The 23,808-nt window shown below is 67.0% G+C and carries 22 protein-coding genes; 6 read left to right on the top strand and 16 right to left on the bottom strand.

Going from position 1 to position 23,808, the window contains the following annotated elements:
* Positions 1-61 precede the first annotated feature (61 nt).
* The 3 genes from BR31_RS32035 to BR31_RS0125975 are packed head-to-tail and all read left to right on the top strand — an operon-like array spanning position 62 to position 3,181.
* Positions 62-235 (top strand): hypothetical protein, encoded by a 174-nt coding sequence (locus BR31_RS32035; RefSeq protein ID WP_169310548.1) that lies wholly within the window; start codon positions 62-64, stop codon positions 233-235.
* Between the two features lie 49 nt (positions 236-284).
* Positions 285-1,742 (top strand): alpha,alpha-trehalose-phosphate synthase (UDP-forming), encoded by a 1,458-nt coding sequence (locus BR31_RS30270; protein ID WP_037178413.1) that lies wholly within the window; start codon positions 285-287, stop codon positions 1,740-1,742.
* A 50-nt stretch (positions 1,743-1,792) separates the two neighbouring features.
* Positions 1,793-3,181, top strand: a complete 1,389-nt coding sequence (locus tag BR31_RS0125975; RefSeq protein ID WP_156042635.1) for a phenylacetate--CoA ligase family protein — start codon at positions 1,793-1,795, stop codon at positions 3,179-3,181.
* Between the two features lie 2 nt (positions 3,182-3,183).
* Here the strand turns inward: BR31_RS0125975 and BR31_RS0125980 are convergent, their stop codons facing one another.
* From BR31_RS0125980 to BR31_RS0126040, 13 genes are all read right to left on the bottom strand, one after another.
* The gene (locus tag BR31_RS0125980) at positions 3,184-4,008 is read right to left on the bottom strand and encodes a class I SAM-dependent methyltransferase (protein WP_027503493.1); all 825 of its coding nucleotides are present in this window, start codon (positions 4,006-4,008) and stop codon (positions 3,184-3,186) included.
* Positions 4,009-4,098: 90 nt separating this feature from the next.
* Positions 4,099-4,707: a h domain protein gene (locus tag BR31_RS0125985; RefSeq protein WP_156042636.1), complete on the bottom strand. Its 609-nt coding sequence runs from the start codon at positions 4,705-4,707 to the stop codon at positions 4,099-4,101.
* Complete coding sequence (locus tag BR31_RS32040) at positions 4,704-5,489, bottom strand: hypothetical protein (RefSeq protein ID WP_027503495.1); 786 nt, start codon at positions 5,487-5,489, stop codon at positions 4,704-4,706. The genes BR31_RS0125985 and BR31_RS32040 overlap by 4 nt, the downstream gene beginning before the upstream one ends.
* Positions 5,456-6,868, bottom strand: a complete 1,413-nt coding sequence (locus tag BR31_RS0125995; RefSeq protein ID WP_027503496.1) for an MCE family protein — start codon at positions 6,866-6,868, stop codon at positions 5,456-5,458. The genes BR31_RS32040 and BR31_RS0125995 overlap by 34 nt, the downstream gene beginning before the upstream one ends.
* Positions 6,865-8,097, bottom strand: coding sequence for an MCE family protein (locus BR31_RS0126000; RefSeq protein WP_027503497.1), 1,233 nt, complete (start codon positions 8,095-8,097; stop codon positions 6,865-6,867). Before BR31_RS0126000 ends, BR31_RS0125995 begins: the two co-directional genes overlap by 4 nt.
* A complete protein-coding gene (locus BR31_RS0126005; protein ID WP_037178416.1) occupies positions 8,094-9,377 on the bottom strand; it encodes an MCE family protein in 1,284 nt (427 codons plus the stop codon). Before BR31_RS0126005 ends, BR31_RS0126000 begins: the two co-directional genes overlap by 4 nt.
* 8 nt (positions 9,378-9,385) lie before the next feature.
* Positions 9,386-10,441, bottom strand: a complete 1,056-nt coding sequence (locus tag BR31_RS0126010) for an MCE family protein (protein ID WP_037178418.1) — start codon at positions 10,439-10,441, stop codon at positions 9,386-9,388.
* Positions 10,438-11,463: an MCE family protein gene (locus BR31_RS0126015; protein WP_027503500.1), complete on the bottom strand. Its 1,026-nt coding sequence runs from the start codon at positions 11,461-11,463 to the stop codon at positions 10,438-10,440. Before BR31_RS0126015 ends, BR31_RS0126010 begins: the two co-directional genes overlap by 4 nt.
* The gene (locus tag BR31_RS0126020; RefSeq protein WP_027503501.1) at positions 11,463-12,647 is read right to left on the bottom strand and encodes an MCE family protein; all 1,185 of its coding nucleotides are present in this window, start codon (positions 12,645-12,647) and stop codon (positions 11,463-11,465) included. The genes BR31_RS0126015 and BR31_RS0126020 overlap by 1 nt, the downstream gene beginning before the upstream one ends.
* Before the next feature lie 5 nt (positions 12,648-12,652).
* Positions 12,653-13,504 (bottom strand): MlaE family ABC transporter permease, encoded by an 852-nt coding sequence (locus BR31_RS0126025; RefSeq protein ID WP_027503502.1) that lies wholly within the window; start codon positions 13,502-13,504, stop codon positions 12,653-12,655.
* A gap of 4 nt (positions 13,505-13,508) precedes the next feature.
* On the bottom strand, positions 13,509-14,273 hold the full coding sequence (locus BR31_RS0126030) for an MlaE family ABC transporter permease (protein ID WP_027503503.1): 765 nt from the start codon (positions 14,271-14,273) through the stop codon (positions 13,509-13,511).
* Between the two features lie 554 nt (positions 14,274-14,827).
* A complete protein-coding gene (locus tag BR31_RS0126035) occupies positions 14,828-15,742 on the bottom strand; it encodes a 3-oxoacyl-ACP reductase (RefSeq protein ID WP_027503504.1) in 915 nt (304 codons plus the stop codon).
* A 98-nt stretch (positions 15,743-15,840) separates the two neighbouring features.
* A complete protein-coding gene (locus BR31_RS0126040) occupies positions 15,841-16,032 on the bottom strand; it encodes a ferredoxin (RefSeq protein WP_027503505.1) in 192 nt (63 codons plus the stop codon).
* 226 nt (positions 16,033-16,258) lie between these two features.
* On the opposite strand from BR31_RS0126040, the gene BR31_RS0126045 reads away from it, so the two are divergent.
* The 3 genes from BR31_RS0126045 to BR31_RS0126055 are packed head-to-tail and all read left to right on the top strand — an operon-like array spanning position 16,259 to position 20,237.
* Positions 16,259-17,434, top strand: coding sequence for an acyl-CoA dehydrogenase family protein (locus tag BR31_RS0126045; RefSeq protein ID WP_027503506.1), 1,176 nt, complete (start codon positions 16,259-16,261; stop codon positions 17,432-17,434).
* Between the two features lie 46 nt (positions 17,435-17,480).
* Positions 17,481-18,599, top strand: coding sequence for an acyl-CoA dehydrogenase family protein (locus tag BR31_RS0126050; protein WP_027503507.1), 1,119 nt, complete (start codon positions 17,481-17,483; stop codon positions 18,597-18,599).
* 15 nt (positions 18,600-18,614) lie between these two features.
* A complete protein-coding gene (locus tag BR31_RS0126055; RefSeq protein WP_027503508.1) occupies positions 18,615-20,237 on the top strand; it encodes a long-chain-fatty-acid--CoA ligase in 1,623 nt (540 codons plus the stop codon).
* A 65-nt stretch (positions 20,238-20,302) separates the two neighbouring features.
* On the opposite strand, the gene BR31_RS0126060 is transcribed toward BR31_RS0126055, so the two are convergent.
* The 3 genes from BR31_RS0126060 to BR31_RS0126070 form a co-directional block, all read right to left on the bottom strand.
* The gene (locus BR31_RS0126060) at positions 20,303-20,758 is read right to left on the bottom strand and encodes a carboxymuconolactone decarboxylase family protein (RefSeq protein ID WP_027503509.1); all 456 of its coding nucleotides are present in this window, start codon (positions 20,756-20,758) and stop codon (positions 20,303-20,305) included.
* 229 nt (positions 20,759-20,987) lie between these two features.
* Entirely contained in the window at positions 20,988-22,103 is a 1,116-nt protein-coding gene (locus BR31_RS0126065; RefSeq protein ID WP_027503510.1) for an NAD(P)H-dependent flavin oxidoreductase, read from the bottom strand.
* A complete protein-coding gene (locus tag BR31_RS0126070; protein ID WP_027503511.1) occupies positions 22,103-23,749 on the bottom strand; it encodes an acyl-CoA synthetase in 1,647 nt (548 codons plus the stop codon). The genes BR31_RS0126065 and BR31_RS0126070 overlap by 1 nt, the downstream gene beginning before the upstream one ends.
* Positions 23,750-23,808 lie beyond the last annotated feature (59 nt).

A 23,808-nucleotide genomic window follows, 5' to 3' on the forward strand; every position in this document is an offset into this window, starting at 1 on the left:
GAGTCGCGGACAAGTACGACCTGCCGTAGCCGGCGTACTCCGCCCGAGAGGAACAAGCGACATGGCCGCGAAGACGACCACCGAGAACGACATCGCCGACGAGGAGCTCGAGCCGGTAGCGGACGAGACCGCCCGCCAGGCACAGCGAGTTGTCGCGGCATATGCGACAGATGCCGACGAATGCCGGATGTTGCTGTCTATGCTCGGCATCGGCCCCTCGGCCAAGATCGACTAGTCAGCCGGCGCCGGCCGCGGTCGCGGCGGCATCCGAACAAAGGAAGATTGTGGGCTCCGCCTCGGAATTTGTTGTCGTTGCCAACCGGTTGCCCGTCGATCTCGAGACCCTGCCCGACGGCAGCACCAGGTGGAAGCGCAGTCCGGGTGGCCTCGTCACCGCACTCGAGCCGATCCTGCGCGGTAAGAAGGGCGCCTGGGTCGGCTGGCCGGGCGTGCCCGACACCGATCTGGGCCCGATCGTCGAGGACGGCATCGAGCTGTACCCCGTGCGCCTGAGCGCAGAGGAGGTCGCCGACTACTACGAGGGCTTCTCCAACGCCACCCTGTGGCCGCTGTACCACGACGTGATCGTCAAGCCGGTCTACGACCGCTCGTGGTGGAACGCGTACGTCGAGGTCAACCGCCGGTTCGCCGAGGCCACCTCGGCGGCAGCCGCACACGGCGCGACGGTGTGGATCCAGGACTACCAGCTCCAGCTGGTGCCGAAGATGCTGCGGATGCTGCGCCCTGACCTGACCATCGGGTTCTTCCTGCACATCCCGTTCCCGCCGGTCGAGCTGTTCATGCAGATGCCGTGGCGGCGGGAGATCGTCGAGGGCCTGCTCGGCGCCGATCTCATCGGCTTCCACCTGCCGGGCGGCGCACAGAACTTCCTGTACCTGGCGAGGCGGCTGGCGGGCCAGCCGACGTCGCGGGGCAACGTCGGGGTCCGGTCCAAGCTCGGTGTCGTCCAGGTCGGCTTCCGCAACGTGCGGGTCGGCGCGTTCCCCATCTCCATCGACTCGGGCCAGCTCGACGAGCTCTCCCGCAAGAAGTCGATCCGGGACCGTGCCAAGCAGATCCGCAAGGAGCTCGGCAACCCGGAAAAGGTCATGCTCGGCGTCGACCGGCTGGACTACACCAAGGGAATCGACGTCCGCCTCAACGCCATTCGTGAGCTGCTCGAGGAGGGCCGGATGGATCCGGCCCAGAACATCATGGTCCAGCTCGCCACCCCCAGCCGTGAGCGGGTCGAGAGCTACATCCAGATGCGCGGCGACATCGAACAGCAGGTGGGCCGGATCAACGGCGAGTTCGGTCAGGTCGGCAGGCCGGTCGTGCACTACCTGCACCGGCCGATCCCCCGCGAGGAGCTGATCGCCTTCTTCGTGGCCGCCGACGTCATGCTGGTGACCCCGCTGCGGGATGGCATGAACCTCGTGGCCAAGGAGTACGTGGCCTGCCGCAGCGACCTCGGCGGTGCGCTGTTGCTGAGTGAATTCACCGGCGCCGCAGCCGAATTGCGTCAGGCATATCAGGCCAACCCGCACGACCTCGACGGCGTCAAGGACGAGATGGTCGCGGCGCTCACCCAGGACCGTGAGGCGGGTCGACGCCGGATGCGCGCGATGCGCCGGCAGGTGCTCGCGCACGACGTGGACCGCTGGGCCAAGTCGTTCCTGAACGCGCTGGCGCGGGATTCGGTGGCGGGCGGCGCGCTACTCGGCGACGAACTCAAGGCGTAGCGCCACACTCATTTTGTAGGAATGCGGACTGGAGGGGCAGGGCTGTGCCGATGGGTGGACGAACATTGCCCGCGGGGGTGGGCAACGTATTCACGAAGCTGCTGCCAGGACGGACCAACCCGGAACAGCCCTCCGTCGACGAGTTGCAACGGCTCCGCCTCGCCGAGGCCGTCGCCTTCGCGCGAGCGAATTCGCCCTACTTCCGCAAGCTGTACGACGGCTTGCCCGAGAATGTCTCGGATGTCGAGATCCTTCCGGTCACCGACAAGCCAACGCTGATGGAACATTTCGACGAGTGGGTGACCGACCCGGCGATCACGCGCGCCGAGACGGATGAGTTCATCGCCGACTCCGCTCGGGTCGGAGAGGCTTTCCTCGGGAAGTACCTCGTCGCGACAACATCCGGTTCGTCGGGCCGTCCCGGCGTCTTCTTGATGAGCCGAGACGAAATGCACACGGCCAGTGCGGTGGCAGGCGGGGAGATGAATCGTCAGCTCATCCGCCGCCTCGTGCGATCGGCCGTCATCGTGCGTCTGCTGCGCGGAAGGAGGCGGATCGCGAGCGTCATCCCCACGGGTGGGCATTTCGCGATGTACTCGGTCTGGAAGTCCGGTTCCGACGGCACCGAGACGAAACGGCGGGCCATCCATGCCGGAGACCCGCTGCCGGACATCGTCGACGCGCTCAACGAGTTCCGGCCCGCCGGACTCGTCGGATGCGCCGGAACCGTCTACATGCTGGCGAACGAGAAGGAAGCCGGGCGCCTGAAGATCGACCCGGGGTTCATCCAGCTACTCGGGGAAGGCCTGCCAGAGGATCAGTTCACGAAGGTGGAATCGGCCTTCGGCGCCGTGACCGTCGATACGTATGCGTGCACCGAGGCGCCCGGGCTCAGCCACAGTTGCACCGAGGGCTGGCACCACGTTCACACGGATTCGGTGATCTTCGAGCCGGTCGATTCGCTGCACCGCCCCACGCCTCCCGGTGAGCGTTCCCACGCCGTGCTGCTGACGGTCCTGTACCGGCGCACGCAACCCATTCTCCGGTACGAACTCGCCGACTCCGTCCTGCAGCGGCCGGACCCGTGCCCCTGCGGCAGTCGCTACCCCGCGTTCCGTGTCCAGGGCCGAACGTGGGACATTCTCGAAACGGCTGACGGCCGACCGGTGGCGCTCGCACAGTTCATCCTGCTGGCCCTGCGCAGGCGGGTCGGCGGAATACGGCTGATTCAGCTCGAGCAGGTCTCGCCGAGCCACATGCAGATCCGCATGGAGGCGCAGGAGGGCACCGATCCGGAAGAACTGTGGACCGCAGTGCTGCGCGAACTCCCCGACCTGTTCGCCGAAAACGGCCTGGGCCACTTCACATTCAGCAGATCTGACGAGCGCCCGGAATTCAGCCCCAGTGGCAAGTTCCGCTATTTCCAGAAGTCACTGTAGGTTCACGCGCTTCGGCAGGTGTAGATCCGGTAGTACTGGTGCCACAGCTTGCCTCGAGGCGGGTGTACTCCGAAGTCCAAGGACGCATCCGTGAGTATTTCCTCCCACCGCGGCACATCGGGCAGATAGTTCAGTCCGCGAAAGGCCGATCGTTGGAGGACACCCAGCTCCGCGTCGGTCATGCCGAGCCTCGACACTGCGGCATCGATCTCGTCGAATACCCTGGCGTTGTCCAGAATCGAGCTCGCACTGTCGTAGGCCTTCTCGAAGAACCCGAACAATCTGGCACTCAGACTGAATTCGGCCTCGTCGATCTCGTTGTCGCGAAACCGCGCGAGCAGGGTTTCGAACTCCCAGTCCGCCGCCCGAAAGCCCGGTGGAACAACCGCCATTCGGGTGACGAACACACCGCCGGGGCGGAGTGCTCGGCGAATGAGGTCGACCAGCTTGAAGCAATCGTCTCCACTCGGGACATTCCCGAAGATCCCATCGCCGAACACCGCCGAGAATGTCGACGGATGCCGGGCGAGGAAGGACCCCCAGTCCTCCAGCACAATCGTCTCGTCAACGCCAGGACCAACCCAGTCGCGGTAGATGTCGATGGCAGGGGCGGACGCATCAACTGACGTGAGCCGACCGAATTCCTGCCCGGCCATGCAGCGCAACTCCGGCGTCATTCCGAGCACAAGGGCGTGCCCCTCGCCCCCGAGCCCGCTGACGGCCTGCCGATAGATGTCGATCTCCTCGACGTCGGGTGAGGTCGCCGGAAACCTGCGCTGCTGGTCGCTACTGTCGATTCGCGCGCGGAATGTCGCTTCCTCCCACATGGATCCCCCTCGTTGCATCCACACGCGTGTCGGATCGTCGCGACCGAGAGCACCCTGAGTCGCGGCGCGATCGTTCCGGTCGCTTCGCCGCTATACCGGGGTGAGGCGTCCGGTCAGCCAGCGATCGCCTTCCTTGTGCATCTCCATCCGCACCCGGCTACCGGTGGTGGCCGCGTCGGGGGCATCAGCGCTGGTGGTGATCTGGTTCAGGAACAGCAGGACGACGGCGTCGTCGGGATCGGCCGAGACGATGGAGCCGCCCTGCACCGTGACCTGCACGGTGAGCTTCTTCTCCTTCGCGCCGGGCGCGATCACTTCCGCGACCAGAGTGTTGTAGTCGTCCTTGAACGAGCCGGTCAGGCCGTCCGCGGCCTCGGCGAGCTGAGCGTCCACGGTGTTGTAGTTGTAGGACAGCATCGCCACCGCCTGCTCGCCTGCCGCCGCCACCGCGTCGGTGCGCGCCTGTTCGGTCTGGTTGTCCTGGAGGTGCTGATAGAACAGCACCCCGACACCCGCGGCCAGGGCAATGACCAGCGCCGCGGCGACCGCCGCGAGCACGGTGCGCCCCACGTTGCGGGGCGCGGTCTCGGTGGTGCCCGGCTCGGTCGATGCGTCGGTGACCGTCTCGGTCGACTCGACCTCGGTGACCTCGGCCGACTTGTCCTCGCTGACCTGCTCGGTCGACTTGTCCTCGCTCATGGCACAAACTCCACCTTCGACGCGGTCATGGTCCCGCCGTCGTCCGTCACCGTCACGCGCATCCGGAAGTCACGCGGTCCCGACTGGGACTGGTCCGGCGTGCTCACATTGGCCCGCGCGGCGACCAGCACCTTCGCGTTGTTGCCGTCCTCGCTCTCGAGTCCGGCTTCGATGATCTGGCCCTCGGTGGTGACCGAGGCTTCTTTCACCACGCTGACGAAGGGATCCTGTCGGCCGTCGAACTCGGCCTTGAAGTCGCCGCTCGCGCCCGCGAGGATGCGGTCGACATCTTCCTTGGCGGTCTCCGGGCGGATCGTGGTCAGATTCAGCACCGTCTGCCGCGCGGTCTGCACGAAGGCATTCCGCTTGGCGTCCCGCTCGTTCGCCGCGTTCCGATCGAGCAGCAGCACGATCCCGGCCGCGATGAGCGCCAGCACCAGTACACCCGCGACGACCATCGGGACGGACGGCCGACGACGGGGTGCCTTCTCGGCACCCGTCACCGACTCGGCGTCCGCTGCCTGCTCCGCATCCACCGACTCGGCATCCGCTGCCACCTCGGGCTCGACCACCTCGGGCTCGGCCGCCTTCGGCGTGACACCCTCGGCATCGGCCTTGGGTGCGCTCTGCTCGGAGGCAGCCTCCGCCGTCACCGTCGTCGTTGCGCCCGTAGCCTCGGCCCGGTCTTCCGCCGGGGGCCCCGCGCTACGGCTCGCGCGCCTGCGGGGAGCCGGCTTGTTCGGGGTGGTCAGCTCTGCTGACCGGTCATCATCGTCTGCCACGTCGACTCCTTTCCGGACGAGCCCCCCGACGCCAATGCCGGTTGGGTGTACAGCCGGCCGTCGGGACCGGTGTACTTGCCCGTCTTCGGGTCGTAGGGCCGCGCCGTCACCGGCGCTTCCACCGACTCGCCATAGGAGCTGGGAACTGTCGTGTACGAGGGTACATTCGGCGGCTTGATCGGCCCGTTGGGCGGGTTGTTGCCCAACGGGACGTAGCCGGTGCGGCACTCCTCAGGGGTCGGCGCCCGCCTGCCGGGGAACTCCATGCAGGGGGTGTTCCTGGCGCCGCGCACGGTGCTGGGATCATCCTGCGCCACCTTGCAGAACAGGTCGGGCGGGGTGTCCGGCGTGGACACCTCGTTGCCCGATCGCCACTGGTCGGGAGGGAGGAACCCGGTGGTGCACGGCGGAGGGTCGTTGACCTCGAGGGCGAAGTTCACGATCGCGCCCTCTTCCATGGGCCCCTGGAATGCTGCGGTCGCCAGCCCCGTCGTGATCGGCGGGTACAGCACCAGGATCTGTTCGAGACTCTTGTTGTAGATCACGCCGACCTCACCGACGCTCACCAGGTTGGCCAGCAGCAGCGGCAGCGTCGGCTTGAGGTCCTGGAACAGCGCGTTGGCCTCCTCGGCGGTGCCTGGACCCTTCTCGATCACGGCCCGCAGGTCCGGGTCGCTGGCCCGCAGCTGATCGGAGAACGTCGCCAGGTTCTTGGTCCAGGACCGGATCGCATCGCTACTGACCACCTGGGTGTCCAGCAGCGGGCCGATCTGATCGATCAGCTTCACGGTCGCGTCGGAGTTCGCGTTGGCCTCCTGGACGAACAGTCGCGCCGAGTCGATGAGCTGTTGCAGCTCGGGACCGGTGCCGTTGAACGCCTTGAAGGCCTCGTCCACCACCAGCTTCAGCTGGGTGTTCGAGACGCTCTTGACCAGGGTGTTGGCCTGGTCGAGCAGCGCACCGACCTCCTGCGGTACCGAGGACCGGTCCTCGGGGATGACGTCCCCGTCGGACAGGTACGGCTCGGAATCCTCGCGCGGGATCAGGTCCACGTATTGCTCGCCGACCGCGGACACGCTCTTGACCTCGGCGTCCACGTCAGCGGGGATCTTGTACTTGCTACTGATGGACAGCTTCGCGTCCACGCCGGACTCGGTGAGCACCACCTCGTCGACGGTGCCCACATTGGTCCCGCGGTAGGCCACGTTGGCATGCGGGTACAGGCCGCCGGTGGACGGCAGCTCGACAGTGACGTCGTACCGGCCGATCCCGAACAGCGCCGGGAGTTGGACGTACTGCGTCGCCATCACGGTCAACCCGATCACCGTGAGGATCGAGAAGATGACCAGCTGAACACGGACGAACTTCGACAGCATCATGGCTTGGGCGCTCCTAGCTGCGGAAGGCCGGGGATCTGCGGTAGCTGGATCTGTGGCAGGCCGGGGATCGACGGCGCGGGTGCCGGGGCCGCGGCCGGCTTGGCCGGGGGCTTCGGGGCGGGACTCTGCAGCGGGTTCGTCGACTGCCCGGCCACGCCCGCGGTCTTGCCGAGCGCGCCCTCGATGCCACCGAGTGTGCCGCCGAGACCGGTACCGGTCAGGAAGTTCGTGTCCAGACGCTTGCCGGTCAGGTCGATCGTCATCATCAGGTTCGCGTAGTCCCCTCGGAACACCTGGTCCAGGTTCTTGAGCGCGAACGGGTAGCTCAGCAGTAGCGAGAGCACCTCCGTGAGCGAGTTCCCGGTGTTGGCCAGCGTGTTGAGCACCGGCACCAACGCGTGCAGGTTCGCCTTGAGGTCGTCGCCGCTCTCGTTGATCACCCGCGTGGCCGTGGTGCTGAGGTTGCCGAGTGCGATCAGGGCGTCGGTCAGGTTCTGCCGCTGACCGACGAGGACCTCGAGGGCGGGCGGGATGCCGTCGAGGGCGGCGGTCAACGTCGCCGTCTGCTGGTTCACGTTGGTGGACAACCGATCCAGGCCCTCCATCGCCGTGACGATCTCGCCGCGCTGACGGTCCAGGCTGCCGACCAACTGGTCGAGCTGCGGCAGCAGATCGCGGATCGAGTCCTCGCGGCCGACGAGGCCGGCGTTGAGTTCCCTTGTGATGTCGTTGATCTGGGCCAGGCCGCCGCCGTTGAGCACGACGGAGAGCGAGGACAGCGTCTGCTCGGTGGTCGGGTAGGCACCCGCACGCGCCATCGGGATGACGTCACCGTCGGAGAGGGTGCCCTCAGGGGCGATCCCGACCGGCGGCGCCAACTCCAGGTGCTGCGAGCCGAGCAGGCTGGTCTGCCCGATCTTGGCGGTCGCGTTTGCGGGAAGCACGACGTCCTCGTTCAGCGAGACAGTGACCACCGCGTGCCAGTTCTGCACCTCGATGTCGTCGACCGTGCCGACGGTGACGTCGTTCACCCGCACTGGCGAGTTCTCCGACAGCGTGGTGACATTCGGCATCTCGATCTTCACCGAGTACGCGCCGTCCCCTGTGCCCTCGGTGCCGGGCATGGGCACCGAGTTCAAGCCGGTCCATTCGCATCCGGTGAGGGCGAGCGTCAGCCCGAACGCGATCGATCCGATCGCGACCCGGCGGTGGGTACTGCTGCGTGTCATCGTCCACCTCCCGGCTTGAGCAAGGACTCGAGATCCTTGGGCACCTTGATCGTCGGCAGGCCGTCGAGCGGCCCGGCAATGGGCTTGACCGTCGACTTGGCGGCCCGCGCCGGGATCTGGTTCTCCAGGCTCGGGGGGCTGAAGGTCAGCTGGTCGGGCATGGCCTGGACGCCGGTAGCCGGGTTCGTCAGGATCCCCGGGTAATTCATCTTCACCGAGTTCAGCACCGGCCCCAAGAACTGCGCGCACAGGTCGGCGCTCTTGTCGGAGTCGTTCGTATCGAGGCCCTCGACCATGCCGCAGATCATGTTAATGGGGTTGTTCGCGTTGCTCGCTGCGAGTACGCCGGTCAGCGAGCCCGCCGCGGGCTGATAGATGTTGTTGAAGTTCGCCAGCGCGTTCGGCGCGATGTGCAGCACCCGCTCGATCTCCGGCCGCTTCTGCGCCAGCACCTGGGTGGCATCGGCGAGCCGTTCCACCGACTCGGCGAGGCCGGCACGGTTGTCACTGACGAACCGCTGCACGTCGCCCATCGCCACGTTGAGGTCGCTCAACGCCACCCCGAGCTCGTCGGTGTTGTCGGCCAGCACCGAGGACACCGACGCAAGATGTCCGCTGAACTGCACGATCTGCTGGTTGCTCGCGGACAGCGCGGACACGAAGGCCTGCAGGTTCTTGATGGTGGAAAACAGGTCCGTGCGGCCCTGCGAGAGGGTGTGCATCGTGTCCGAGAGCTCGCGCAGTGTCTTGTTGATGCTGTCGCCGTTGCCCTCGAGGTTGTCGGCGGCGGTGTCGATGAACCGGCCGAGCGAACCCTGGTCGGCGGCCCCCTCCGGCCCGAGCGCTGTGGAGAGCTTGGCGAGCTCCGCCTTGATCTCGTCCCACTCGACCGGAACGGCGGTGCGCTCCACCGGGATCTCGGCGTCGTCGCCCATCGTCGCGCCGCCGGTGTACACCGGCGTCAGCTGGATGAAGCGGGCCGCCACCAGACTCGGCGCCACGATGATCGCCTTGGCGTCTGCCGGGATGTCCACGCTCGGGTCGACGTCCATCTCGACGCGCGCGTTCTCTCCCTCGGGGTTGATGCTGGCGATCTTGCCCACCGTCACGCCCAGCACCCGCACGTCGTCGCCTGCGTAGATGCCGGTGGTCGTGGGGAAATACGCGGTGATCCGGTTCTTCCCGAGCCCCGGGAACAGGAACATCGTGCCTGCCACCAGCGCGGCGATCACCACGGCTGCGGCGCCACCACGCAACAACCACTTCTTGCGGTCTGTCATCGGGGCGCTCACCGGTTCGGGTCCACGGGCGTGACGGCCAGCGGCGGGAACTGCTGCAGGTCCTTGGGCACGTGTTCAGGCCAGACCAACGAGTCGGTAAGGGTCTGGGTCATCGCGCCGACTTGGAAGTTCGCCACATACGCCATGAAGAACGGTCCGCTGCCGACGGATTCGCCGAGCGCGGTCGCGTAGGGGCCGAGCCCGTCGAGGGCCTTCCCGATGTTCTCCTTGTTCTCCTGCAGCACCGCAACCACCGAATTCAGTTTCTCCAGAGTCGGTTTCATCTGTTCCTGGTTGTCCTGCACCACGCCGGACAGCTGACGGGAAACCGCGGAGATGTTCACAATCAGCTCACTGATCGCGTTCCGTCGGCGGTCGAGCTCGCCGAGCAGCTGATTGCCGTCCACCAGCAGGGCGTTGATCTGGTCGCTCCTGGTCGCCAGGATGCCGGTCACGCTCTCCGCGCGGGCGAGCAGCTCGCGCAGGCTCTCGTCGCGCGAGTTGATACTCGCCGAGAGCCGGGTGACCCCATCCAGCGCGGTCCGCAGCTCGGGCGGGGTGTCCTGGAGCGTGTCGGACATCGCGTTGAGAGAGTTGTTGAGCTGATCGGTGTCGAGATCGGAGACGGTGTTCGCCAGATCGCCGAGCGCGTCGTTGAGCGAGTACGGGGAGTTGGTGCGCTCCAACGGGATCGTCTCGGACTTGTGCAGCGTCCCTTCGCCCGCGGGCGTCACCTTGAGCGACTTGCGCCCGAGGATGGTGTTGGTCTTGACCGCGGCGCTCGTCTCGTCGCCGAGCGCGATGCCGTCCTGGACGGTGAATGTGACCAGCACCTGCGGGCCGTCCAGGTCGATCTTGTCCACGGTGCCGACGTTGACGCCCGAGACGGTGACCTTGTCCCCGGTCATCAGCCCGCCCGCGTCGGCGAAGTGTGCGGTGTACTGACCGCCGCCGGAGATGAACGGCAGCTGGTCGTACTGCAGGCCGGCCACCACAAGGGAGCCGGCGACGACGAGGCCGATGATCCCGATCTGAACGGGGTCTCTTTCGCGTGGCTTTGTCACTTGAACGCACACCTCCCTGTCGTCTGCGTCGGGGTCGTGGGGAGATCCACGATCAGGTTCTTGCCGTCCGGTCCGTCGAACTTGAACCTCACGCTGCAGGTGTAGAACTGGAAGAACCCGCCGTACGCACCCACTCGGATCAGCTTCTTGTAGGCGTCCGGCAGCGCACCGAGCACCCAGTTGATGTCGTCCTGGCCCAGATCGAGCTGGGTCGCGACGCGACCCGTCTCGGCGATCGTGGACTGCAGGTCCGGGCGTGCGCCCTGCAACAGCTCGGCGAGATCGCCGGTGGCGGTTGCGATCTGCGGGATCGCGTTACCGATCGGATCGCTGTCCTTCGCCAGCCCGCTCACCAGCTGCTGGAGCTGATCGATCGTGGTGGAGAACTGTTCGCCCTTGCCGTTGATCGTGCCGAGCGTGGTGTTCAGGTTGGTGATCACCTCACCGATCAGCTCGTCCCGGTCGGCCAGCGTCTTGGTGAACGAGCTGGTGCTGCCGAGCAGCGAGACCAGCGTGCCGCCCTGGCCCTGGAAGACCTGCAGCAGCGCGCCGGAAAGATCGTTGACCTGCTGGGCATCCAGGCCCTTCAGCAGCGGCTTGAACCCGCCGAGCAGCAGATCCAGATCGAGCGCGGGCGAGGTCTGGTCCTCCGGGATGGTCCCGCCGTCGTCGAGCTGTTCCATCGAGCCTGCGCCCTCGAGCAGCTCGAGGTACCGGTCACCGACCAGGTTCTCGTAGCGCACGGTGGCCCTGGTGCTCTTGAAGAGCTCGTACTGGCTGTCGACGTTGAAATCGACCTCGGCGAGGTTGCCGCTGTCGATGCTCACACCCTTCACCGAGCCGACCGGTACGCCTGCGATGCGCACCTTGTCACCCGGCTTGACCCCGGACGAGTCGGTGAACTGCGCGGTGAACGAATTCGAGCTGCTGAAGCGGTACTGGCTGAACACGATCGCCAGGCCGGCGAAGATCAGTGCCATCACCGTGGTGAAGATCAGCAGTTTGACGGTGGTCGGCCGCATCACTTCGTCCCTTCCGGATAGACGCCCGCGTACAGCAGCTGGAAGACCTTAGGCATGTTCGTACCCACCTTGGTGGACGGCACGTACGGCACCGTCCCGGTGTCGGTGACGAGGAAGTTCGAGTTGCCATCGCGCCGCGGGTCGAAGTCGGGCAGGCCCATGCAGTTCGGTCCACCGGTGGCGTTCACCTTCGGCAGGTCCTTCGGGTAGGTGTACGGCTCGGTGCCGTACTGGAAGTTCGTGCTCAGCGCGAAGCCTGGCTGCAGACCACCCTCGATCTGCTCGGCCGCGGGGCGGAGCTTGTTCAGCCCGGTGATGAGGCAGCCGATTGCGGGCGAGTACTTGGACAGCAGTTCGGTCGTCGGCTTGAGGTCCGCCAGCGCCTTCGTCAGGTTGGCCTCGTTCTCGGTCAGCACGCCGTTCGCGTTGTTCGCCAGCCCGGTCACGTTCATCAGCAGCAGGTCAAGATTCTTCTGTTCGTCGACGATGGTGCCGCTGGTCGCGGTCGCGTTGTCCAGCAACCGCATCAGGTTCGGCGTGACGTCGGCATAGACGTTGGTGACCGTCGAGGCGGCCTTGAGGTCGCGCTGCAACTGCGGCAGCGACGGGTTCATCTTCTTCAGGTACTGGTCGCTCTCCTCCAGCAGCTGGCCGAGCTGGTCGCCGCGGCCGTTGAGCGCCTCCGAGATCGCGCCGAGCGTGGCGTTGAGCTTCTCCGGCTCGATCTGTTGCAGCAGCGTCGACAGGTTCTCGAACAGGGTGTTGAACTCGACGGTCACCGAGTCGGCCTCGATGGTGGTGCCCGGCGACAGCGAGCTCGACGACGGGTGCTCCGGCACCACGAAGTTGACGTACTTGGCGCCGAACACGGTGGTGGACTTGATCTCCACCTGTGCGTTCGACGGGATCAGGTCCATGGAGGCCGGATCCATCGCCAGCTCGAGCTTGGCCTGGTCGCCCTCCTGCCCGATGGAGGCGACACGACCGACCTGGACGCCGCGCATCTTCACCTTGGCGTCGGGGTCCATCACCAGACCGGCGCGGTCGGCGGTCACCGTCACCGGCTCACTGTCGGTGAAGCCGCCCGAGAACATGGTCAGCGCGACGGTCGTGACACCGACCAGGCTGCCCACGAGCACGAGCGCGGCGACCTTCTTCTTCCATTTGGGTTCAGGTTCAGACATGCGCGCTATCCCGAGAGGTTGAAGTTGCCGGACCCACCGTAGATGGCGAGCGAGATGAGCAGCGTGACCGTGACCACCGCGATCAGCGAGGCACGCACCGCGTTACCGACCGCAACGCCGACGCCGACCGGGCCGCCGCTGGCGTTGTACCCGTAGTAGGTGTGGATGAGCATGACGGCCAGCGCCATCACGATCGCCTGGGCAAACGACCAGAGGATGTCCGTCGGTATCAGGAACGTCGAGAAATAGTGGTCGTAGACGCCGGGCGACTGTCCGTAGAGCACGACCGTCGCGAACCGGCTGGCGATGAACGAGGCCACCACGGCCAGTGCGTACAGCGGGACGATCGCGATCATCCCCGCCATCACGCGGGTGCTCACCAGGTACGGAATCGACGGGATCGCCATCACCTCGAGCGCGTCGATCTCCTCGGTGACCCGCATCGCGCCCAGCTGTGCCGTCGAGCCGGCGCCGATGGTGGCGGCCAGGCCGATGCCCGCGATCACCGGCGCCGCGATGCGCACGTTGATGAAGGCCGCGAAGAAGCCGGTCAGGGCCTCGACGCCGATGTTGCCGAGCGAGCTGAAGCCCTGCACGGCGATGGTGCCGCCCGCGAAGAGGGTCAGGAATCCGACGATCACGACGGTGCCACCGATCACGGCGAGCGCGCCGGTGCCCATGCTGATCTCGGCGATCAGCCGGATCGTCTCTTTCCGGTAGTGGATGAGCGCGCGCGGCGCCCATGCGACCGCCCGCCAGTAGAAGAGGGCCTGATCACCGATGCTGTCGATCGAAGCGGAGAACTTGCCGATCCGCTTCCTGGTCCCACGAAAACGCCCTGTCAGCGCGAATGCCATCCCGTCACCCCGCCGTCAGCTTGATGCCGACTGCGGTGACGAGAACGTTCACCACGAACAGCGCCATGAACGCGAAGACGACCGTCTGGTTCACCGCGTCACCCACACTCTTTGCGCCACCCTTTACGTTGAGCCCGAGGAAGCAGGCGACCAGGCCCGCGATCATTCCGAACAGCCCGGCCTTGAGCTGCGAGATCATCAGCTCACCGAAGCCGGTCAGCAGGGTGATCCCGTTGACGAAGGCGCCGGGGTTGGCGTCCTGCAGAAAGACCGAGAACATGAAGCCACCGACGATGCCGATGGTGCTCACCAGTCCGTTGAGGAGCAGCGCGACCACCGTCGAGGCGAGCACCCGGGGCACCACCAGTCGGTGGATCGGGTCGATGCCGAGCACCTTCATCGCGTCGATCTCCTCGCGGATGGTTCGCGCGGCTAGGTCGGCGCAGATCGCCGTCGCGCCCGCACCGGCGACGATCAGCACGGTGACCATCGGTCCCACCTGGGTGACCGCGCCGAGCGCGGCGCCCGCGCCGCTGAGGTCGGCGGCGCCGATCTCGCGCAGCAGGATGTTGATCGTGAAGACCACCAGCACGGTGAAGGGAACGGCGACGAGCACCGTCGGCACCATCGACACCCGGGCCACGAACCAGGCCTGGTCTATGAATTCACGACGCTGGAATGGCCGCCGGCCCATCGCCTTGAAGGTCTCCCCCGCCATCGCGAAGAAGCCGCCCACGGCGCGCAGCGGCACCAGAAGGAGGTCGTCCATCGTGCCTCCTCGTCAGTGTTCTCGCGCAGGGCGCCGCGGAGGAGATGCGAGATCCCCCCGGGTGCCTGTGATCCAGGTCATACTAACTAGAACGTGTTCACCTGTCAAAGGTGTTCCCCTCCGGATGCATCGGTGCTGGTCAACTCGTACCACCGGGAGGGCGGATCCGGCGGCCGGGCGCCCGTGTTCAGCGGGGCCGGGCCGGCCGGTTCGGCGTGGCCGGATACCACATGCTCCGCGCATGCGACATCCGGCCACGTTGACTCCCTTTGTCTTTCATCGATCACGTGCCTGACGAGCCCCGATGGTCACCGATCACGACATCGAGTATCCACACAAGTGCGAAGGCTCGCCCCCCACGCTCGTACGGCCACTCGGGCTCGTGCCGCGACCAGTCCGGGATACGTCCCCACCCCACCCGGACCTGCGGGAATCTAGAACACGTACTCATTGCTGTCGGGGCAGGTCAAGCCCACCCCGGAGACCATCTTCACCCAGCCGATCTACCTGCGTGCAGAATTCGCACGTTTCTCAGGTTCGGCCGAACACGCCGCTCAGCCGAGCGACTTGACAGCCTCGGTCGCCGCGAACATCCGGGCGGGATCGCGCCCGTCGAAGTAGCCGCCGAGCGAGTCCGCGAGTCCCTCCGGAGTCCACACGGCATCCGGCGAATCGAACCGCTGCTCGACGACCGGCGCGGCCATCAGCGCCACCATCGGTCCGTAGACGATGAAGACCTGTCCGTTGATGGCCTCGGCCGCGGGCGAGGCGAGGTACGACACCAGGTTCACCACGTGCTCGGGCGAGAGCGGATCGGTTCCGTCCTCGGGGGCGTCGCCGAAGACGTTCTCGGTCATCGCCGTGCGTGCACGCGGGCAGATCGCGTTGGCGCGAACGCCGTAGCGCTCGAGGCCGCGCGCCGCGGACAGGGTGAGGGCGGTGATACCCGCCTTGGCCGCACCGTAGTTCGGCTGTCCGGCGGGGCCGAGCAGGCCGGCCTCGGAGGACGTGTTGATCAGGCGGCCGTAGACCGGGACGCCCGCCGCCTTCGACTCGGCCCGCCAGTGCACCGCCGCGTTACGGCACAGCAGGAAGTGGCCGCGCAGATGGACCTTGAGAACCAGGTCCCAGTCCTCGTCGGACATGCTGAACAGCATCTTGTCCCGCACGATGCCCGCATTGTTGACGACGATGTCGACGCCGCCCGCCTGCTGGGCCGCTTCCATCAACGCGTCGGCGGTGGCGCGCTCGCCGATGTCGCCGGGGACGAACACCGCCTTGCCGCCAAGGGTCTGGATCTCGTCGAGGACCGCATCGGCGTTCTCGTTGGCCACCAGATCGTTGATGACGACGTTCGCGCCCGCCCTGGCGAGGCCGATCGCCTCGGCCTTGCCGAGACCCGACGCACCACCGGTCACGATTGCGACCTTGCCGTCCAGACTTACCTCGCGACTAGTCAAACTCACCACTGCCTTCGTGATTTCGATGCGGTCCCCGGAGCGGGTTCCGCCGTCACATCCGTGACGGCGCTCACTCTAGAACGTGTTCTTATTCCCGGCAAGAACAGTTAGCGCTCGAGGGTCAGCGCAGCGCGCGGGCACTGGGCGACCGACTCCTCCATCTTGGCAACCGAGTCGGCGTCGTCACCGGGCTGGGTGATCACCAGTTCGTCGTCGTCCGTCAGATCGAAGATGTCGGGCGCGATGCCGACGCAGACACCGTTCGCCTCACAGCGATCCCTATCGACCTTGACCTCCATGAATGAACCTCACTTCTCGTTCGAATCGATGTCTGCGGCACGCGCGTCTATGGGCTGGACCCGCGGGCAGATCCAGCATAAGACTAGAACCCGTTCCACTCCTGTGCAATGATGCGAAAAACCCATAGTGACGGGCCGAAAACGCGTCTCGCCAGCTCGGCCGATCGCAACCAGATAACGGCACCAAAACAGACTAGAACCTGTGTCAGAGACCGGAGAGGCACCGATGCAAATCACCTACAGCGCCGAGCAGCAGAAGCTGCGGGAGGAGCTGCGCGCCTATTTCGCGAAGCTCATCACTCCCGAGCGTCGCGAAGCGCTCAGCGCCCAGACCGGCGAGTACGGCTCGGGCACCGTCTACCGCGACGTCGTGCGCGAGATGGGCCGAGACGGATGGCTGGCCCTCGGCTGGCCCAAGGAGTACGGCGGACAGGAGCGCTCCGCGCTCGACCAGTTGATCTTCACCGACGAGGCCGCGATCGCAGGCGCGCCGGTGCCGTTCCTCACCATCAACTCGGTCGCGCCGACCATCATGCACTACGGCTCGGAGGAGCAGAAGAAGTTCTTCCTGCCCAAGATCGCGGCAGGCGAACTGCACTTCTCCATCGGCTACTCCGAGCCCGGCGCAGGCACCGACCTCGCCAGCCTGCGCAGCACCGCGGTCAAGGACGGCGACGACTACGTCATCAACGGCCAGAAGATGTGGACCAGCCTCATCGCGTACGCGGACTACGTGTGGCTCGCCGTCCGCACCGACCCGACGGCCAAGAAGCACAAGGGCATCAGCATGCTCATCGTGCCGACCACCGCAGAGGGCTTCTCGTACACGCCCGTCCACACCATGGCCGGTCCGGACACCAGCGCCACCTACTACCAGGACGTGCGCGTGCCGTCCTCTGCTCTGGTCGGCGAGGAGAACGGCGGCTGGTCGCTGATGACCAACCAGCTCAACCACGAGCGGGTCGCGCTGGTCTCGGCCGCCCCGATCCAGGGCGCGCTGCGCCAGACGATCGAGTGGGCTCAGAACACCAAGCTGGCGGACGGAAGCCGCGTCATCGACCAGGAGTGGGTGCAGATCAACCTCGCTCGGGTGCACGCCAAGACCGAGTACCTCAAGCTGCTGAACTGGGAGGTCGCTTCCGCGCACGCCCCGAGCAAGGGCGACGCCTCCGCGTGCAAGGTCTTCGGCACCGAGTTCGCGACCGAGGCATACCGGCTGCTGATGGAGGTCCTCGGACCGCTGGCCTACCTGCGCCAGGACTCCGCGGGCGCAGTGCTGCGCGGACGCGTCGAGCGGATGCACCGCTCCTCGCTGATCCTCACGTTCGGCGGCGGCACCAACGAGGTGCAGCGCGACATCCTCGCCATGACGGCGCTGGGTCAGCCTCCCGCGAAGCGGTAGTAACCCGCATCCGCCGACCGACCCTCCACGTACCCAAGGACTTCCGATGGACTTCACACGTACCGAGGCCCAGCAGGACCTCGAACAGCTGACCCGGAGCATCGCCGAGAAGCTGACCACCAACGACCGCCTCCGCGAGCTCGATGCCGCCGAGGACCGTTTCGACGACAAGCTCTGGCAGGCGCTCGCCGACGCGGGAGTGCTCGCCGCGGCGCTCCCCGAAACGGTCGGCGGGGGCGGGTTCGGCATCCTCGAGCAGAGCAGCGTGCTGCTGGAGCTCGGCCGCACTCTCTCCCCCGTGCCGTACCTGAGCTCGATCGTATTGGCCGCGTCCGCGCTGGCCGAGTACGGCGACGAAGCGCAGCGCGACCTGGCCCAGCGGGCAGGCGCAGGCGAGGTCGTCCTCACCGTCGCGCTCGCCGAGGAACTCAACCTCGATCCCGCCCAGCCGGTCACCCGCGCCGAGCGCACCGCCGACGGCTGGTCGATCACCGGCACCAAGATCACCGTGCCCGCCGCCGCCTTCGCGGACGTCATCCTGGTGCCTGCGACCACCCCGGAGGGCGTCGCGGTCTTCCTGGTCGAGCCGTCCAACCCGGGCGTGCGCGTCGAGCGCCAGATCACCACCGACTACAGCGCCGAGTCGCTCGTGGAACTGTCCGGGGCCGTCGTCGGCGCCGACCAGGTTCTCGGCGGCACCGAGCGCGGCGCCGAGATCGTCGACTCGATCCTGGCCCGCGCCGCGGTCGCGCTGACCGCGACCCAGCTCGGCACCCTGGAGCGGGCCCTGGAACTGGTCGCGGAGTACGCCCGCGAGCGGGTCCAGTTCGACCGCCCGATCGGCAGCTTCCAGGCAGTGGCCCAGCGCCTGGCCGACGCCTTCATCGACGTCAAGGCTGTCCGGTCCACGCTGTGGCAGGCCGCATGGCGGCTCGGTGAGAACCTGCCCGCCGAGGAGGAGATCCGGACCGCGAAGTTCTGGGCGGCCGATGCGGGCCACCGCGTCGCGCACACCGTGATCCACATCCACGGTGGTGTCGGTCTCGACCGCGACCACCCGGTGCACCGGTACTTCCTTGCGGCCAAGCACAACGAGTTCGCGCTCGGCTCGGCCACCGAGCAGTTGCGCAGGCTGGGACAGATCCTCGCCGACGTGCCTGCCTGACCCTAGGCTGCACACATGACGACCGCGATGCCCACCGTCACCGATCTGTTGCTCCGGCTCCGAGACGAGGACGACCACGGAATTCTCTTCGAGGACAAGAGGATTCCGTGGTCCGAACACGTCGCGCTCAGCGCCGGCCTGGCGGCGGGCCTGGCGGCCCTGTTCGACCCGGCAGCACCCCGACACGTCGGGGTGCTGCTGGACAACGTGCCGGAGTTCTCTCTCCTGCTCGGCGCCGCTGCGCTGGGCGGATCGGTCGTGGTTGGCCTGAACACCACCCGACGCGGTGAGGCGCTGGCCGGCGACATCGCACGCGCCGACTGCCAGGTGGTGGTCACCGACACCGAGCGTCTCGCCCTGCTCGACGGCCTCGATCTCGGCGGCGTCCGTGTCCTCACCATCGACGGCCACGAGTGGTCGGATCTGCTTGCCACGCACCGTGGCAGCGCCGAACCGTCGCCCGCACCAGCGGGTGACGACCTGTTCATGCTGATCTTCACCTCGGGAACCAGTGGGAATCCGAAGGCGGTCCGGGTGACCCATCGCATGGTGGCCGGGCCGGGCATCATGCTCGCCGAACGGTTCGGACTGTCCGCCGCGGACACCGCCTACATCTCGATGCCGATGTTCCACTCCGGTGCGGTGATGGCCTGTTGGGCGGTCGCCGTCGCCGTCGGCGCAAATCTCGCACTGCGCCGCAAGTTCTCCGCGTCCCAGTTCATCCCGGACGTCCGGCGATTCGGCGCCACCTATGCGCACTACGTCGGCAAGCCCCTCGCCTACGTGTTGGCCACCCCCGAGAGGGCGGACGACGCGGACAACCCGCTCAAGGTGCTCTACGGCAACGAGGGATCCCCGTCCTCGATCGCCGAGTTCGGGCGCCGGTTCGACGTCCGGGTGGTCGACGGGTTCGGTTCCACCGAGGGCGGCGTGCTGATCCCGCGGAGCCCTGGCACCCCCGTCGGCGCCCTCGGGTTGCTCCCGCCCGGGATCGAGGTGCTCGACCCGGACACCGGGGTTCGGTGCCCCGCCGCGGAGTTCGACGCCGCCGGGCGGATCGTCAATGCGGACGTCGCGACCGGCGAGCTGGTGAACACCGCGGGCACCGGGAGCTTCGCCGGGTACTACAAGAACCCCGAGGCCGAGGCCGAGCGGGTGCGGAACGGCCAGTACTGGAGCGGCGACCTGGGTTACCGGGACACCGAGGGCTTCGTGTACTTCGCCGGCCGCAGCTCCGGCTGGATGCGGGTCGACGGCGAGAACCTCGGCACCGCGCCCATCGAGCAGATCCTCAGCAGGCATCCCCGGGTCGGTGAGGTCGCCGCGTACGGGGTTCCCGACCCGGAGGTCGGCGACCGGGTGGCCGTCGCGCTCGTGGCGCCGGACGGCCTCGACGTCGCCGAGTTCGCCCGATTCCTCGGCGCTCAACAGGATCTGGGACCGAAGCAGCTGCCGAGCTTCGTCCGGGTCTGCACCGACCTGCCCCGTACCGCCACCTACAAGGTCCTCGGACGCACCCTCAGCGCCGAGCGCTGGCACTGCGCCGACCCGGTCTGGTATCGCGCGCCCGGTGGAACCGAGTTCGAACCCGTCACCCCGGAATTGCGGGCCAAGCTCGACGCCGAGCTGAACTCCTAGACACGGCGCGATGTCGGGCGGCGCGGTCAGCGCGCCGCCCGACATCGTTCACCGGCCGGGGGTCCTCACCACGCCGCGCCCGCCACCTGACGGGTGGCGGCGTTCAGGCGATTCCAGAGGTTGACCGTCGCGATCGACATGATCAGCGACGCGATCTGCGCCTCGTCGTAGTGATCGGCGACCTCGTCCCACAGCTCGTCCGGCACCGCGTCCGACCGATCGCTGAGCCGGGTGACGGCCTCCGCGAGCGCCAGCGCCGCGCGCTCGGCGTCGGTGTAGTAGGGCGTCTCGCGCCACGCACCGACCGCGAACACCCGCTCGTCCGACTCGCCCGCCTTCTTCAGGTCGCGCGCGTGCATGTCGACGCAGACACTGCAGCCGTTGATCTGGCTCGCCCGCAGGTGGACCAGGGTGTGCGTCGTCTCTGGCACACCACCCTTCGCACTCGCCTTGCCGAGCGCGAGCAGGGCGTCCATCGCGCCGGGAACGATCATTGCCGGGTTGCCCATTCGTGCCTTCATAGCTGCTCCTCCAGAGTCGTTCGTGTGGAACGAACTTCGTGTCCAACGATGTGGTCCGTCACAGCTATGACGGACCGCGAGGAGAGAATGTGACAGGTTGGCGGGATCAGTTTTCCGACCCGGGTTCGGGAGGGTCGGAGGGTCCCGCACGGACAACGCGAAGGCCGGGTACGAGGTTCGTACCCGGCCTTCGCGTGTGGCCTAGCTTCCGCAGCTCGTCGGCTGCGCCCTACTTGAGCTTGTTCAGTCGCGCGACGGTCGCCTCGAACTCGGCGACCAGGTCGGCCATCGAATCCGCGACCGGCCGGATCTCGTTCATCCGCCCGACGATCTGACCGGCGGGCATCGCGACCACCTCGGGGTTCTCCGAGGCGACGATCCGCTGGTGTGCCTCCGCGACCAGCAGGTTCTGCAGCGGCATCGGCAGCGCGTCGGGCGCGCCCGGCTTGGACCAGGCTTCGGTCCACTTGGTCTTGAGCAACCGCGCCGGCTTACCCGAGTAGATCCGCGAGCGGACGGTGTCCGAGGAGCTCGCGTCGAGCAGGGCGCGCTGGATGGCCGACGGGCCCTCCCCCGACGCACTGCCCAGCTTGTACTCCGCAGCGGTGAGCCAGTACGAACCCATCCACACGCCCGAGGCGCCCAGGCTGAGCGCGGCGGCGATCTGCCGACCGCTGCCGATGCCGCCCGCGGCCAGCACGGTGGCGGAATCGCCCACCGCGTCGACGATCTCGGGCACCAGGACCATGGAGGCGATCTCACCGGTGTGGCCGCCTGCCTCGTAACCCTGGGCGATGACGATGTCGACACCGTTGGCCACGTGGCTCAGCGCGTGACCGACCGCGCCGGCCAGTGCCGCGACTGGAACGCCGTGCGCATGCGCCTCGTCGATGATGTCCTTCGGCGGCGACCCGAGCGCGTTCGCGATGAGCGCCGGACGGTGCTTGAGCGCGACATCGACCTGTGCCCTTGCCACAGAGTGCAGCCACCCCAGCACGCCGGTGGCGTGCTCGACGTCATCGGAGAGCGGCGGCACCCCGAGCTCGTCGAGCGTGCGGTCGACGAACGCGCGATGCTCCGCGGGGATCAGCTTGTCCAGGTCGACGGCCGCACCCTCGGTCGGCACCTTCGCAGGCATCACGATGTCGACGCCGTACGGCTTGCCGTCGGTGTTCTCGTCCATCCAGGTGAGGGTGGCCTCGAGCTCCTCGGGATCGTTGAAGCGCACGCAGCCGAGCACACCGAGTCCGCCTGCCCGCGACACAGCCGCCGCCACGTGCTCGGACGGGGTGAAGGCGAAGATCGGGTACTGGATGCCGAACTTCTCGGCGAGAGCGTTGTGCATCAGGAGTTTCCGTTGGAGAGGTGGTCGTCGGCCTCGCGCTCTTCGGTCTGCGCCTTGGCCCACTTGTAGTCGGGCTTGCCCGCGGGCGAACGCTTGATCTCGTCGACGAACCACACGCTGCGCGGGACCTTGTAGCCGGCGATCTCCTTGCGGGCAGCGGCCACGATGTCGTTCATGCTCGGGCGAGCGCCGTCGCGGGTGGCGACGACCGCGGCGACCCGCTGACCGAAGCGCTCGTCCGGGACACCGACGACGAGGGTGTCGAAGACGTCGGGATGCGTCTTGATCGCGCCCTCGACCTCCTCCGGGTAGATCTTCTCGCCGCCGCTGTTGATCGAGACCGAGCCGCGGCCCAGCATGGTGACGGTGCCGTCTTCCTCGACGGTCGCGTAGTCACCGGGGATCGAGTAGCGAACACCGTTGTAGACCTTGAAGGTCTCGGCGGTCTTCTTCTCGTCCTTGTAGTAGCCGAGCGGGATGTGACCGTGCCGGGCGAGCACGCCGACCTTGCCCGAGCCTGCCTCGACCACGTTGCCCTCGTCGTCGAGCACGACCGTCGCGGCGTCGATCTTCACTCGGGGACCGCCCGTGTGGGTGGCGCCCTTGGTCACTGCGGCCAGGCCGCCGAAGCCGGTCTCGGAGGAGCCGATGGAGTCGGTGATGTACCGGTTCGGCAGCAGGTCGAGGAACTCGTCCTTGAGCGCGGGCGAGAACAGGGCGGCGCTGGAGGCCATGACGTACAGGCTCGACAGGTCGTACGGCTCACCGGTTTCCGGGTTGCCCGCCTTCAGCGCGTCGAGCATCGGCCGGGCCATCGCGTCACCGGTGATGAAGATGAGGTTGACCTTGTGGCGGTCGATGACCTGCCACACCGCGTGGCCGTCGAACTCGGGGTGCATGACAAGGGTGCCGCCGCCGAAGAGGCTGTGGAACACCGCGGACTGCGAGCCGCCGTGGATCATCGGGGGGATGGGGAAGCGCACCATCGCGGGGTTGGCGGCGCCGACCTTCGCGAGTTCCCACTCGTCCTCGACACGCTCACCGGTGACGAAGTTGGTGCCGCCGCCGAGCACGCGCCACCAGTCCTCGTGACGCCACATGACGCCCTTCGGCATACCGGTGGTGCCGCCGGTGTAGAGCATGAAGATGTCGTCGGGGCTGCGCTCGCCGAAGTCACGTTCCGGCGAACCCTCGGACAGCGCCTGCTCGTACTCGACACCGCCGAAGGAGGCGTAGTCCAGGTCGGTGCCGTCCTCGACGACGACAACAGACTTGACCAGCGGCGTGTTCGGCAGCACGTTGGCCACCTTGTCCGCGTACCGGCGCTCGACGATGAGCGCGGCCATGTCCGAGTTCTCGAAGATGTACTGCAACTCGTTCTCGACGTAGCGGTAGTTCACGTTGACCATCACAGCGCGGGCCTTGAACACCGCGACCATGGCCTCGATGGCCTCGATGGTGTTACGGCTGTAGATGCCCACCTTGTCACCCGGCTTGACACCGTGATCCTGCAGGTAATGCGCGAGACGGTTGGTCCGCTCCTCCAGCTGCGCATAGGTGATCTCGCGGTCGCTGTCCAGCAGCGCCACCCGCTCCGGATTCAGGTCAATGGAGTGCTCGACGAAGTCTGCGATATTTAGGGCCACGCCCATAAAGTAGAACGTGTTACCGTTTCTGGCAAGAGCCAGTTTGAGACTCAACTCAC

The sequence above is a fragment of the Rhodococcus sp. UNC363MFTsu5.1 genome (assembly GCF_000686785.1).
In the GTDB taxonomy this organism is placed as follows: Bacteria; Actinomycetota; Actinomycetes; order Mycobacteriales; family Mycobacteriaceae; genus Rhodococcus_G; species Rhodococcus_G maanshanensis.